Origin of the sequence: Sulfidibacter corallicola (genome assembly GCF_017498545.1) — a bacterium.
GTDB classification, from domain to species: domain Bacteria; phylum Acidobacteriota; class Holophagae; order Acanthopleuribacterales; family Acanthopleuribacteraceae; genus Sulfidibacter; species Sulfidibacter corallicola.
Genome location: NZ_CP071793.1, coordinates 4,408,946 through 4,424,443 on the forward strand (window position 1 = coordinate 4,408,946; position 15,498 = coordinate 4,424,443).

Sequence of the window (15,498 nt, forward strand, 5' to 3'; positions counted from 1 at the left end):
ATAGAACGGAGACCACATGAACGGCAACTTGGATCGATTGTTATCGGAACTCATCCTCGAAGATTTGAAACGCCAGGCCTCGATCGTCCTTGAAAAGACCGTTACCGACACCGGTGCCGCGTTGCCGGAGCTGGGATTCGGCCTGCAGGCCCTGACGCTGTTTATCCGGAACCTCAACGAAGCCTACGGCCTGGACGTCCCGCCAAACGCACTCTTGGAACGACCGAATCTCGGAGCCTTCGCCGACCATCTGTTGCAGGAACACAAGCGGGCCATTCTCGACAACTTCGGTTTGAGCCTCCCGCCAACCACCGGGCCGACGCCGAAACCTGACCCCGCCACCATCCCCACGACACCGCGCTCCATGTCGCCCGAAACGCTCCAAGACCAGGTCGAACAAGAGGTGATCCGGCAAGCGGCCGATCAGCTTTCCGTCCCCGCGCGTGATCTGAACCCGGCCCGCGAGATCATCGAGCTGGGCTTCACCTCCGCCATCGCCCTGCGCTTTGCAGACAGTATCTCTTCTAAATATGGCATCACCATTCATCCAGGCATCTTCTTCGAGTACACCAGCCTGAAGGCATTCACCGGCTATCTGCTGGACGTCCATCACGAGGCGATCCGCGCCCATTACGAACCGAACAACCTCTCCGAATCCATCGACGCGACCAAAGATATGGAACGCATCCCGGTGATCATCGGGACCGGCATCACCGGGCTTCTTATCAGTCGCGCCTTGTCCAAAGCGCAGATTCACCACGTGATGCTGGGCGATCCCATGATCGGAGACACGCCCAAGCTGGGCGAGTCCATGAACGAATCGGCCAGTATCGATTTCCTTCAGGAATTCAGCGAATTCCAAGAGTATTTCTTCGATAAAAAGGAGATCAACTTTTACTCAGGCAACATGGTGGCATTGTTGAACTTGAGAGGAAAAAAGGGTCACGCCTTCTACGACACCTACGAACGTCTGGGCTTTAACCCGCAGACGGAATATGCCTCCATGATCCATATCGATCGCTTGGGATTTGATCGCGCGCTTTTCGCGCAAGTATCGCAAAGTCCGTATTGCACCATGATCCCCAAACTGAAAGTAACCAACCTGGACTACGACGAACCCACGGAGACCATCCGCAAGATTTACCTGGAGAACGGCCGGGAGCTATGGCCGTCTTATGTGTTCGATGCCACCAATCACGTGCGGTTACTCGGGAGGATGTTGGGCATCGAGGCCGAGATTTTCAACGATCCGCGCGACGTCTTTTTCACGCATTACGGGCAAACCGAGGAAGCCCCCCATTGTGACGACGCGGAGCCCTGGCAACACGCGACCAACATCCTGCGGTTGGAAAAGGAATTGGACGGCATCGAAGGCATCGCCTGGTGTATCCCGGAAGGCCGCTACATTTCCGTCGGGATCAGCATCGATTCCAAACAGGTGGGCGACCTGCAAAAGGAAGCGATCATCGATCTTATGAACCGGGCCTACCAACGACGCGGCCTGGACTATTTGAAAACGTTTGGGAAGCGGCGCGAAATCATGTACGTTCCCCGCACACGACATTTCCTGCACAAGCAATTCGTCGGCAAGAATTGGCTGATGGCCGGCGGCTCCGCCTGTCAGATTTGGTACCCGTCGGGCTCCAACATTTCCATCTCGCTGCTGGCCTCGAAAATCGCGCCCAAACTCATCCATGAAAACGCCACCAAATGGTTGGAGATCTATCAGCAAATCACCACCAATCTGGCCAAACTTCATTGGACCTATGATCGCTGGAGTCTGGGTGAATGCCGCTCTCGCAGGGAGCTTGGCCTGTTCGCCAGGGATATCTATTCCTATGGCAATAAGCGCATGGCGATTTACGCCTCCACCCGCAACGGGCCGGAGTACGAGGATGTCGCCAAGGAAGTGGCCGCGAGCGAGATCCCGGACCACGCCATGCTGGGTCAAGAGCTGCGCATCATCAGCGTCGACGATTTACAACAACAAACGCAAGAACTCGATCGCGCCAGATCGTCCCTCATGACCTACCTCGATTCGCTGACGGAACGCACTGAGGAACCGGTGTTCATCGAGGTGGTATAGCGGCGATGTCACACACTGAATCCCCTGAAGATCAAATGATTCGCCTTGTGCGAACCTTGCTGGACGTGTTCGCCGGGAAACGTCCCCTGCGCGCCATCGAACCTGTCATGAGTGAGCGCGTGATCCACAAGAATTTCTTGATCACGCAGGATGGCCGGAAACGGTTTGAAGAAAAACAGGGCATCCAAGAGTGGAAGACCTGGGCCATTTTGCTTCGCAAAGCGGTGAAGAATCTGAGCGTCGCGGAGGAAGATCTCTTTGTCCGCGGTAACCAGGTTTTTGCCGTGTTTCGTTGGGTAGCGGACACCTGGCACCCCAGCATCAAAGGCAACCCCAAACACTCTAATTTTGTCTATGCCAAATACACCATCGAGAACGGCCAAATCACCGTCACGGAAACCTGTCGCCAAAATTACATCTTTATGTTCGGAACCAACTTTTCCGAGGCCCATCTTGGTCAGGCCTACAAGGAACTGTTGGGGTTCCCGGCCCAGGATCGACCGCAAACGGTGATTAGCGGGTTCCTGGAAGTCGAGCGACACCGACACCAGGGACCAAGCGGACTGAAGGCGTTGCTTCAAAAACGGCTGGCTCAATTGCTGGCCGGTTCCAAACGCCCGGTTCAAGCGCTGGAAGAGACGCACCTGTTCCTGGCGTGTTCCCGTGACGTGCCGGAACTGGGGCTCCGCCACGTTCAAAGGACGGATGTCGGCGAAAGCAGCGTGGCGCACGCCCTCTTGAACGCGGTCAAGGCAGTGGAACCCGGTCACGTGCTGCAAGCGATCGTGCTCTCCCTAGAGGTGGCGGCGCCAAACACGATCACGGCCGGTGCCGTGCTGTTGCAGCCGCTGACGACGGCTTTGGCGGAAGATCGCCCGGTGCACGCGATCATCAAAGGACTCGCGATTTCAAAGGCCGACCCAAACAATCGGCAATCGGTACACGCTCAAACGCTCAGCGCCTTGTACGCCAAAAAGAAGATACCAGCGGAGTCGATTCAAGCCGTTTATGCCTCGGCCGCCGCAGTTCCCGACCCTTTGTCCCGAGCCTACAGGCAGGCCTTCGGGAATCAGGCCTCGGCGGTGAAACCACAGACCTATCGGGCCGTGGACGATCCCATGACCACGGGCATGAGCGGTCTACTGCAAGCCGTGCATTCGCTCAAAGGCCGTTCAAGGGTGGCACTCGACAGCATCTCGCAACAAGGGACGATCGGCCATGTGGTCCTGGACGGTTTCCCAACCGAAAAACCGGATCGCGAACAGGTTGCCATCATCGGTATGGCGGGTGTCATGCCCGGTTCGGCAGACCCCGAGGCGTTCTGGCGCAATCTTTTCGAAAACAAAGACCTGCTTTCGGACATCAAACAACGGCGCTGGGGGGTTGAACCGGGAAGCGAGGAACCCGTTTATGCGGGTCTGTTGGAGGATGTCGCCAAGTTCGACGCCGCGTTTTTCAATCTATCGCCCAAAGAAGCGGAGCTGATGGACCCGCAGCAACGCCTGATGCTCCAAGTCGTCTGGCAGGCCGTCGAACACAGCGCCAACCCCATCGTCGATTTTGCCAACGATCGAACGGCGGTGCTGATCGGCTCATCCAACCAGGACTACAAACAACTCTTCCAAGATGGGAACGGCAAGGTCGAAGCTCTGAACTATACCGGTTTGGAAACCTCCATGCCGGCGAACCGAATCGCCAGATTGTTGAACAGCTCGGGACCCTGTCAAACCATGAACACGGAGTGCGCGACGACACTGGTCGCCCTGCACCATGCCGCCAACCTGATTCGGTCCGGGGAAGTCGATCGCGCCGTGGTCGGCGCCGTGAACGTCCTACTGCATCGCTACGGTTTCGAGGTTCGCGACAAGAACGGTCTGCTCGCAAAGGATCAAAGTGCGCTGCCCTTCGACAAGGATTCCAAAGGCTATCTGCGCGGAGAAGGCGCGGGCGCGTTCATTTTGAAACGACTGGACCTGGCCAAGGCGGATCGAGACCACATCTTGGCAGTCGTCAAAGGTTCAGCCATCAATCAAAGCCAAAACGCACTGTCGCTGACCGCACCCCAGGTGGCATCTCAGACCAAGGTGATTTTGGACGCCTGGGAAGCGGCGGCGGTCGACCCCGCCACCATCACCTACATTGAAACCCACGCCAACGGCTACGTGGAAGGCGACGTGGTGGAGGCCAAGGTCCTCAAAAAGGCATTTTCCGAAGCTTTCGCCCGTCGCGGCACGACCCCGTCCGGAACAGCCTGCGCGGTGACCAGCGTCAAATCGGCAATCGGCCACCTTGAAGCGGCTTCCGGCGTATCGATGCTCTTAAAGGTCATGCTCGCCTTCAAGCACAAGCAAATCTTGGGCATCAAGGGTTTGCGCACGGTAAACCCCAGGATCGACCTTCGCGACGCGCCGTTTTTCGTCTGCAAAGAAACCCAGCCCTGGGAGAACCTGACGGACGAGCGAGGCCGGCCCATTCCTCGCCGGGCAGGCGTCAATTCGTTCGGCGTCGGTGGCACCAACGCGCACGTTCTGCTGGAAGAATACCTGGATGAGCCCGTTCAAGAACCGATCCGGCAGGGAACGCCGGTCCTGATCACGGTTTCGGCCAAAACCGAAGCGCGTTTGAAGCAAATCGCCGCCAACCTGCACGATCACCTACAATGCGACACACCGACCCCAGGGGACCTTCAAAGCCTGGCTTTTACCCTGCACACCGGTCGACAGGCCATGCGGGAGCGTCTGGCGCTGGTGGTCTCGGATGTGGCCGAACTGCGCGACGGACTCAAAGCCTTCACCGAAGACCGAGCAGTCGGGTTCCATCGCGGAACGGCTTCCCCAACGCCCGCCAAACTCGATCCGGGCCTGATCGAAACCGCCTTCGCACAAACGGACCTACCCAAGCTGGCCGCCTGGTGGGTAGACGGGGTGGAACTCGATTGGGCCCCCCTTTACGACGGCGTGCCGGTGCGCAAACTGGCACTGCCCACCTACCCGTTTGCGGGAAAGTCCTATTGGCTGCCCCACCAGGCCCAACCACCTGTTCATGAGAATCAGGCCGTGGCGTTCTACAGTTTTTGGGCTGGAGAAAGCGGTGCCGATTATCAAGAGGAATACCTGACCTTCTGCCCCTTTCCCGAAAAAATTCCCGGCTTTTCCCTGACGCGCATCTTCTTAAATCCTGCCAAGTATCAAAAGGAAATGAACTTCGTTCGGGAAAAACAGATCGAGATGCGCCGGGTCCTGTTTTACAAAGAGGATTACCAGCGGATTCAAACCATTCTCGATTTTGGTTGCGGTCACGGCACCGACGTGATCCAGTTCGCCAAACGCTACCCGCACGTGCGAACCCACGGCTTCACGATCACCAAGGATCAAGCCGAGTTGGGCAACAAACGCATTGCCGAACACAACCTGGGATCGCGCGCCAAAATTTTCCATAAAAACAGTGCCGAAGACCGCTTTCCCGACATGTACGACCTGATCATCGGCATTGAAGTCAGTTTTCACATTCGCAATAAAGACGGTTTGTTCGGCAATATTTCTTCTTCGCTCAAGCCGGGCGGCCGAGTCCTGCTGATGGATTTTTTGGCGAATTTGCGTGGCGCGATTGTCGACCCAAATGTGGAGATCAGCATTCCGACTCAGGCGGAATGGGTGGAACTCCTGTCGCGACACGGTTTGATCATCGACGAACTGATCGATGTTTCGCCGGAAGTGGCCAACTTTCTTTACGATCCAGAGTTCGAGCAACACATCCAAGGCTTCCCCAAGGTCGTTAGGGACACCTACACCAATTACGTGCACCAATCTCACGCGCTCAATAAGAACTGGATCAGCTATTGCCTGATCAAACTAGAGAAAAACGATGCGCTCAGCATGCAGGAATGCGTGGATCGGAACCGTAGGAAGCTGGCCGAACCTATTCCCTACGCCCATGCCCTGCAGGAGATGCTGCACCCCGGTTCCATGAAGAAGAGTGCGCCGGTCGCCAAGCCGGTTCCCATCGAGCCGCAAGCGCAGAAGACCGGCAACACCTACGCAAACGTGGCAGAGGTCAAAGCGGCGCTGCAAACCATGTTCATGCAGGTTCTGAAATTTGATCGGGAAGCGCTGGAGGCCGCCGCGACCTTTGCGGAGTTAGGCGTGACCTCGATCACCGCCGTCGAATTGCTGGAAGAAATCAACCGGGAATTCGACCTCAACTTGCCGACGAGCATCGTCTTTGAATTCAACACATTCGACGCCATGGCCCCCGCCATTCTGGCCGCCGCACCCAAGCAGTCAGAAAGACCGCCCCCACCCAAAGCGGAGGTCCCGCGAACCCATGACGAGATTGCGGTCATCGGCCTGGCTTGCCGATGTGCGGGCGCTCAGGATCAAGACCAATTTTGGGATCTGATCCGTCATGGCAAGGACTGCATTCAAGACATGACCAACCCCGACTGGCTCGCCTACTTCGAGGCCCATTCCCAGAAACCGGTGCCCCGCCGCTACGGTCGCATGGACGGGTTGGCGTACTTCGATCCGCTGTTTTTCAATATGTCGCCCCTTGAGGCGGCCACCATCGATCCGGCCCACCGACTTGTTTTGGAAGAAAGTTACAAAGCCCTGGAGGACGCGGGTTATGCACCAAGCGGCCTGGACAGCAGCAGGGTAGGAACCTTTCTCGGCTCGATGGGCGGCATGTCCGACGTGCACACCCATTCCCACTTCGCCATGCTTGGTTCGGAAACCAGCATATTGTCCGCGCGGCCAGCTTATTTCCTCAATTTAACCGGACCGGCTTTGGCCATCAACACGGCCTGTTCCTCTTCCCTGGTGGCCATGGATTTGGCCTGTCGGCATTTGAAACACGGCGACATCGACATGGCGCTTGCCGGTGGCGTGACGATTTACAACACGCCGGAAATCTTCGTGCGCATGAACCACGCGGGCATGCTCTCGCCCACCGGCGAATGCAGGCCCTTCGATAAGCGGGCCAACGGCGTGGTGGTCGGGGACGGAATCGGCATCGTGATCCTCAAAAGGTTGCAGGACGCCGAACGCGACGGCGACCGCATCTACGGGGTAATCCGTGGCAGCGGCGTGAACCAGGACGGCCAGACCACCGGTATCACCGTTCCCAGTTTCCTATCGCAAAGTCAGCTAGAGGAAACCGTCTACACCAAACACCAGATTCCGGTCGAGGACATTCAGTACATCGAAACCCACGGCACCGCCACCGTGCTGGGCGATCCCATCGAGATTCACGCACTCCAAAACAGTTTTGGAAAGTTCACGCAGAACAAGAGTTTTTGCGCCATCGGCTCGCTCAAAGGCAATATCGGCCACACCACCGCGGCCTCCGGCGTGTTGAGCGTCATCAAGGTCTTGTTGAGTTTGAAGCATCGCCGGCTTCCGCCCTCGATTCACTTTTCCGAGGCCAATGAGCACATCGATTTTGAAGCAAGCCCCTTTTATGTGAATACCGCGCTCAAAGACTGGCCGCTCAATGGGCGCGGCACGCGTCTGGCCGCGGTGAGTTCCTTCGGATTTAGCGGCACCAACGCCCATATGGTGTTGCAGGAACACGTGGACAAGCGCGCCGCGCAGCCGAGCGCTCCGGTGGCCCTCACGCTCTCGGCCAAGAGCCAGGAACGCTTGAAGGTTTATGCACAAAACCTCCAGGCCTTTGTTCAGGAGCAACCCGACCTCGAGCTTTCGGATCTTGCCTACACCCTCCAGGTCGGCAGGGACGCCCTGGAACATCGCATGGGCCTGGTGGCCCACTCGAAAGACGAACTGGTGAAGGCGTTGCAGGACTTTCTCGACGAGAAACCGGATGCGGTGCATCAGGGTCAGGTCAAGGGAACCGCTTCCTTTCCCGAGGATCTGCAACAAACCGTTTCGACTTGGATCGCAAGGCGCGCGTACGACCCCTTGCTCCGTCATTGGGTGAAAGGGCTAAAGATCGATTGGCGCCGACTTTACGGAGAGGAAAAACCGCGACGCATCGCCGCGCCGAGTTATCCCTTCGCCAGGGAAGTCCAGCGTCCCGCGCAGGGCAAAACCAAGCGCGTAAGTGCGGGCCGACGGCTGCATCCGCTGGTTCATGAGAACACCGCCGTTTTTCAAGAACAGCGCTTCAGTTCCACCTTTACGGGCGACGAGTTTTTCCTCGCGGATCATCAAGTCCAGGGGCAAAAGACACTCCCTGGTGTGGCCTACCTGGAAATGGCCGTAGCCGCCGCGGCTCTGGCGACCGGAACCTCGGCGCACGCCCAGGGCTTCCGGTTGAAGAACATCAACTGGCTGAGCCCGTTGACCGTCACGAGTCCTCAACGGGTTCACATCGGCTTGGTTCTAAAGAACCAGGACATTGACTATCAGGTCTATACCCGGACCGAGCCGGATTCGGAACACCGCGACGTGCATGGTCAGGGTTCGGTCTCCATGTTCGATGTGCCGGCGGAACAGGCTTCGCTGGACCTGGACGAGTTGCGCGACAACATGAGCCAAGGTCGCCTTTCGACCGAACAAACCTACGCTGCCTTTGAAGCGATCGGCCTGCAATACGGCCCGGGTCACCAGGGAATCCAGGAAATCCTGCAGGGTCGCCATCAGGTTTTGGCCAGAATCGAGCTGCCTGCCGAGTTACACCCAACCCAGGATGCCTACCTGCTGCATCCCTGCCTTTTGGATTCCGCGTTGCAAGCGATCATCGCGCTGTTGAACGACGCGGATGTCAGCGCACCACGACTGCCCTTCGCGCTTGAGGAACTGATCGTGACGGGCAAGCTGCCGACCAGGCTGTGGGCATGGCTTCGTCCCGCGAAGCGCGCGGGAAATACGACGTTCGACCTGGATCTTTGCGACGAGCAGGGCCGAATTTGTGTGGCCTTGAAAGGCCTTGCCACCCGATCTCTCGAGGGGTCCGAAACCGGCACGCAACAGCCGAGCACGTTGCTGAACCTGAGCACGGTCTGGAACGAGGTTTCCCCTCCGACGCGCGAACAGAACGATCAACTGGTGATCATCGGCGGAACGCCGCAGCAAAGAGCTGCCGTCCGCGACGTGTATCCCTGCTCGACATGGCTGGACCTGGATGGTGCGGAAATGATCGAGTCGTTGTCAGAACGCTTACAGGCGCTATCACCGCTGGAGCACTTGGTTTGGATCGCCCCCAACGATTCGGGGAACCAGGATCGGAAGCAGGGCGTTTTGTTCATGTTTCGCATCGCCAAAGCTTTGCTCTCTTCAGGCTTTGAGGCCAATCGCTTGAGCTGGACGCTGATCACCACTCAAACCTGTGCTGTCGGAAAACACGAAACCCCTCGCCCCGCCCACGCGGGCGTTCACGGACTGGCCGGTTCAATGGCCAAAGAGGTTCCCCACTGGCGCGTGCGCGTGTTGGATATGCAGGCAGACGCAGACTGGCCTGTCCGAGAGATGTTCTGTCTGGAGCGCGACGACGTGCTGGTGTACCGCAACGGCAGATGGTTCCAACGAGCCCTGGCGCCGCTGCGACTCCCTGCGGTGGACCACCCACCTTACAAATATCGCGGAGTTTACGTGGTGATCGGCGGCGCGGGCGGTCTCGGCGAGGCTTGGAGCCACTGGGTCATCGAAAAATACAAGGCCCGCGTGTTCTGGATCGGGCGCAGGCAAAAAGACGACGCCATTCAGGCCAAAATCGATCGTCTGGCCCAGCTCGGTCCGGCACCGACCTACCTCCAGGCCGATGCGGCCGATCGGGCTTCGCTCGAAACCGCCTACCAGGCCATCAAGCAGGAACACCCCCGAATCCACGGCGTGATTCACTCCGCAATCGTCTTGCAGGACGCCAGCCTTGCCAAGATGGATGAGACGCGCTTTCAAGCCGGGCTCTCGGCCAAAGTGGATGTGAGCCTTTGTCTGGCAGAGGTATTCAAAGGGGAAGCGCTGGATTTCGTTTTATTTTTCTCGTCCCTGCAATCCTTTCTTAAAATGCCGGGCCAAAGTAACTACGCCGCGGGCTGCACCTTCAAGGACGCCTTCGCCGAATATTTGTCTCGTCAGTGGACCTGTCGGGTCAAGGTCATGAATTGGGGCTATTGGGGCAACGTCGGCGTCGTGGCCGACGCGACCCATCGCGACCGGATGGCACGCGCCGGAATCGGTTCGATCGAACCGGAAGAAGGCATGGCCGCGGTGGAGGCGCTGCTGGGTTCACCTTTGGATCAAATGGCTTTGGTCAAGACCCTCAAACCAAAGCCGTTCGAGATCATGACCGCTCGGGAATCGACCGAAATTCTTCCAGCGACCACGGCTTCGGCGATGGGTGCGATGGCGGGTCCCCCAAGCGAGATCGCGATCCCGACGGACCGACCGCAGGAAGAAGTCGAGGCTTTGGTCCTAAAAATCCTGGCCGCGACCCTGCCGCTGGTGAACACGCCCATTCCCGCCTACTCGCGCTGGCTCGAAGCGTCCCGCCTCATGATCGAAGACACGCCCGCGACCGCGCTCGACGCCCTGTGGACCCAGTGGGAACAGTCGAAACAAGGTTGGCGCGAGCACATGAATGAATGGTTGCTTCTGCTCGAGCCCTGTCTGCGCCACCTGCCGGAAATCCTGGGCGGCGAAATCAAGGCGACCGATATCCTGTTCCCGAACGCGTCCTTGGCGTTGGTGGAAGGGATCTACCACGGCAACCCCGTCGCCGATTACTACAACGCGGTGCTGACGGACAGGGTCCTCAACTACCTTCAGGTTCGGCTCAGCTGCGATCCCGACGCAAACATCCGGTTGTTTGAAATTGGCGCGGGAACCGGAGGCACCACCAGCGGGCTCCTGGCGCGACTGGCTCCCTTTCAAAAGCACATCGCCGAATATCGCTACACCGACCTATCCCAGGCGTTTTTACTGCATGCCCAGAAAACCTTTGATGCGCCCTACCTCGCTACCCAGATTTTCGATGTGGAGAAGCCGCTTGCCGCACAGCAGATCGACGTCGGCGCCTACGATCTGGTGATCGCGTCCAACGTCTTGCATGCCACGGCCAACATGCGCAACACCTTGCGGAACGCCAAAGCGCTGCTGCGCCGCAACGGGTTGTTGCTCTTGAATGAAATGACGGTCAATACGCCGCTTCACCACCTGACCTTCGGGCTCTTAAAAGGTTGGTGGCTGTATGAGGATGCCGAGCTGCGCCTGCCAGGCTGTCCCGGCCTGTCTCCGCAGACCTGGGCTCGGATTCTGAAAGAGGAAGGCTTTCGCTCGGTTCGGTTCCCAGCCGAAAGCGCGCACTACATCGGCCAGCAAATCATCGTCGCGGAGAGCGACGGGTTCATCCGTCAGGCGCGCGAGGTCGCCCCGATCGAGACCAAGCCTCAAACATCGCCACCGCCCAAGCAGGCTTCGGGAGATCGATCCCTGGAAGCCCTGCGGGAAGAAAGTACGACCTGGATCAAAAAGCTGGTCGCCGAGACCCTCAACCTCGCGAGTCACCGGATCGATGCCGCCCGTCCCCTGGAAGACTACGGCATCGATTCAATCCTGGTAGTCCAGCTTACGGAGCTGATGCGTCGGCATTTCGACCACATCTCCAGCACCTTGTTTTTCGAGGTGCAGACCATCGACGCACTGGTCGACCACCTGATCGACACCCAACGAGAAGCTTTGGAAAAGCGGCTCGGTGTTGCATCTCCCAAACCCATCCAGTCCGCACAGCCGCGAATCGGCAAAGCACAGTCAGAGCAGCCACGGATCGTCGAAGCCCCGTCGGAGCCGCCGCAAGGCGATCGAACACGCGACGTGGCGGTGATCGGCCTGAGCGGTCGCTATCCTCAGGCCGAGGATCTCCACCAGTTTTGGCAAAACCTGAAGTCCGGCAAGAACTGCATTACCGAAATCCCGGCGGATCGCTGGGACTGGAGATCCTGGTTCGACGAACAACGCGGCAAACCAGGCTTCAGCTACACTCGCTGGGGCGGATTCATCGACGGGGTCGATCGTTTCGATCCCCTGTTCTTCCACATCTCCCCGCGCGACGCCGAGCAAATGGACCCCCAAGAACGGTTGTTCCTGGAGGTCGCTCATTCGAGCATCGAGGACGCCGGCTACACGGCCCGCAATCTTTCGGAAACGCGCAGGGTCGGTGTGTTTGTCGGTGTGATGAACAGTGCCTACGGCTTTAATCCCAACTACGCTTCGATTGCCAACCGGGTGTCGTACACGCTGGATTTTCAAGGTCCCAGCTTGGCCGTCGACACGGCCTGCTCTTCGTCCCTGACAGCGATTCATTTGGCGCTGGAAAGCTTATATGCAGGCACCTGCGATTGCGCCATCGCCGGGGGCGTCAACCTGATCCTGCATCCCGGCCATTATTTAAGCCTGAGCGCCCTGACCATGCTTTCCTCGTCCGATCAATGCAAATCGTTCGGTGCCGCTGCGGACGGGTTTGTCGATGGCGAGGGGGTGGGTGCGCTGGTGCTCAAATCGCTGGACAAGGCCCTTGCCGACGGAGACCAGATCTACGGCGTGCTCAAGGCGAGCATGTTGAACAGCGGCGGGAAAACCAATGGTTACACCGTGCCCAACCCCAAGGCTCAAGCCGACTTGATCTTCGGCGCGCTGCAACGGGCCGAAATCCCCGCCCGTACCATCGGGTACATTGAAGCCCACGGCACGGGTACCGCGTTGGGCGATCCCATCGAAATCACCGGACTGACCCAAGCCTTTAGCCGCGACGACGCGCAACGCGGTCACCGACGCACCGCGACCTGCGCCATCGGCTCCGTGAAATCAAACATCGGTCACACCGAAAGCGCCGCGGGCATTGCCGGACTGACCAAAGTGTTGCTGCAACTCAAACACGGCCAACTCGTGCCCTCGCTGCACGCCCGGACGCCGAATCCCAACATCGATTTCGCCAATACCCCGTTCAGGGTGCAACAAGAACCGGCGGCATGGCAGCGACCGGTGATCGGAGGCCGGATCGTCCCGCGCAGGGCGGGGCTTTCTTCCTTCGGCGCCGGCGGCGCCAACGCCCACCTGATCATCGAGGAATACCAAACGGAGACGGTCGCCGCCCCGCCCGAAAACACGAAGGTCTTGATCGTGCTCTCGGCCAAATCGGAGGACCGTCTCAAAGCGATCGTCAAAAACCTGCACGATCACCTCACTGATCCGAATCGCTTTGGGGGTCCGCAAGCGCTTCAGAACCTTGCCTTTACGCTGCAAGTCGGTCGCGAAGCCATGGAACACCGCATGGGTCTCATCGTCTCCTCGGCCCAGGAACTCATCGACCGATTGGCGCAATTCCAGGCTGGCGACGACTCTATCGAGGATTGCTATCGAGGTCATGGCGACGCGGACAGTTTGGCCGCTTATTCAAACGACGATGCGTTGCAGGAAGCCGTGGCCAAGTGGATCGAACGGAAAAAATACGGAAAACTCCTGGCGTTTTGGGTCAAGGGATTTGCGATCGATTGGGAACGGCTCTATGGGGACGCCAAGCCGCGGCGCATCAGCCTGCCGACCTATCCGTTTCTCAAACAACGCTACTGGAAACCCGACCCCCGCAAAACCGAATTGCCAAGGCCACCCGCTTCAATCGTCCCCTCGAAACAATGGCTCTCCTTCAAGGAGCAGTGGCGCAAGCAGCCGCTTTCCCTGGACGTGGATTGGCATGCGCGGCTGGCACGCTACGCGGGGAAAGTCGCCTACCTTTTTTATCGCGATGACAACCACAAGCAAGCGTTTTTGGCGTTATTTCAGCAACTCCAACTGATTTCCCAAATGTCGGAAGCGCCGCGCATCCTAACCCAAAACATCGACGAGCTGGACCTCGAATTATGGGTGGACACACCCGCGGTGGTTCTGTGGTTGGGCGCCGGACAGGGTCAAAACGATCTGCGCTCGGTCTTCCAACTCAGTCAAGGGCTCATGAAGCGGTTCCCAACGGACCCAATCGATCTCTTCTACCTCTACGAATCCGACGCCTCACAACCACATCCGGAAAACGAAGCCCTATCCGGGTTCATGAAGTCCGCGATGCTGGAGCAGCATCGACACGTGTGGCACTGCATCGGTCGCTACGGTGAGGCGGGTTACCCCGCGCATCAACTGCTGCTGACGGAATGGCTTTCTCATGAACCGAAGGCCCCCGCGACCTTCGTTCGCTACCAGAACACCGAGCGCCTGACCCATGCGTTGACCGAGTTACCGCCCGACCAAACGACGCATAGTCCGTTCCGGTCCAAGGCCACCTACCTCGTTGCCGGTGGATTGGGACCCTTGGGCGAACGGTTGTGCTTCGAGTTGGCCAAGCGGTATCAAGCCACCCTCGTAATCCTGGCGCGCGGCGCTCTGGATGACGCCAAACGCGACCAATGCAGCCGCATCCGCGACCTTGGCGGCGCTGTTCATTTTCATGCCGTGGACATCACGGATCGCCGTGCCCTGCAACAGACCTTCGCCGCCATCAAACGCGAGGTCGACGCCATCAACGGCGTGATTCACCTGGCGCGGTTGGTGGAAGATCAACCCATCATCCAAAAAGATTGGGCGTCCTTTAACCGCGTGATTGGAGCCAAAGTCGACGGCACCCGTCACTTGGACGAACTCACCGCCGCTGAACCGCTCGATTTCTTCGTGATGTTCTCCTCCCTCGCCGCCTTCGGCATTCGCGGCTCTGCGGATTACGGCTACGCCACGGCCTTCCAAAACGCATTCGCCGTGCACCGCAACGAACTGCGCAAACAGGGCATCCGGTCCGGTGCCACGATCTCGCAATGTTGGGGTCCCTGGACGGTGGATCGCTACCTGCCGCAAAACAGAGATCAGCGCATGCGCGACGCGGGTTTCGAGTTGATCGACATGAACCGGGACTGGTCACACATCGAAGCGGGTTTTTCCAGCGAGGAGCCGGTGCTCGGCGTCATGGTCGCCGCCGATCCGGCCAAGGTCCGCATGCGCTTCGGCCTTGGCGGCACGAACGTGGTGCACCCCTCCCCCGAGTTACGGAACCTCCTGACCGAGTTGGAGCGGCAACAGCGTGAAGGTCGCACGATTTCGGTCACGTCGATCACCGACGTGATCGACTTTGACGAGATGAACCGCCTGGACCCCGAGACCATCCACCGGATTTACACGCTGTTGTTTCCCGAAGATCAAAAGCCCAAGACCGAAGCCAAGACCCAGAGCATCGCCGACTGCGTTCGGCAAACCGTGCAGGAGATCTTGAAGCTCGACAAACTCGGCGAGCATCAATCCTTCCAGGACTGCGGCATGGACTCGATTGCGGCCACGCAGATCTCGCTTCATTTGGAGCGCAAGCTAAACCGCCCGATCAAGCCCCAATGGTTCATCGACTTCTCAACCGTCCACCTGTTGTCCGAATTCTTAAAGACCGAACCCGCTCAGACCTCGCCCTGACCGGCACATGGAAACGAC

2 protein-coding genes are annotated in these 15,498 nt (G+C 58.6%); both read left to right on the plus strand.

Annotated features, from left to right (window positions below; all coding sequences use genetic code 11):
* Positions 1-16 precede the first annotated feature (16 nt).
* On the plus strand, positions 17-2,086 hold the full coding sequence (locus J3U87_RS13230; RefSeq protein WP_237383519.1) for a phosphopantetheine-binding protein: 2,070 nt from the start codon (positions 17-19) through the stop codon (positions 2,084-2,086).
* Positions 2,087-2,121: 35 nt separating this feature from the next.
* On the plus strand, positions 2,122-15,480 hold the full coding sequence (locus J3U87_RS13235) for an SDR family NAD(P)-dependent oxidoreductase (RefSeq protein ID WP_237383520.1): 13,359 nt from the start codon (positions 2,122-2,124) through the stop codon (positions 15,478-15,480).
* Positions 15,481-15,498: the final 18 nt, after the last annotated feature.

Excerpts from the sequence above, each read along its gene's own strand:
- J3U87_RS13235 (WP_237383520.1), top strand. The coding sequence starts at position 2,122 with ATGATTCGCCTTGTGCGAACCTTGCTGGACGTGTTCGCCGGGAAACGT.
- J3U87_RS13230 (WP_237383519.1), top strand. The coding sequence starts at position 17 with ATGAACGGCAACTTGGATCGATTGTTATCGGAACTCATCCTCGAAGAT.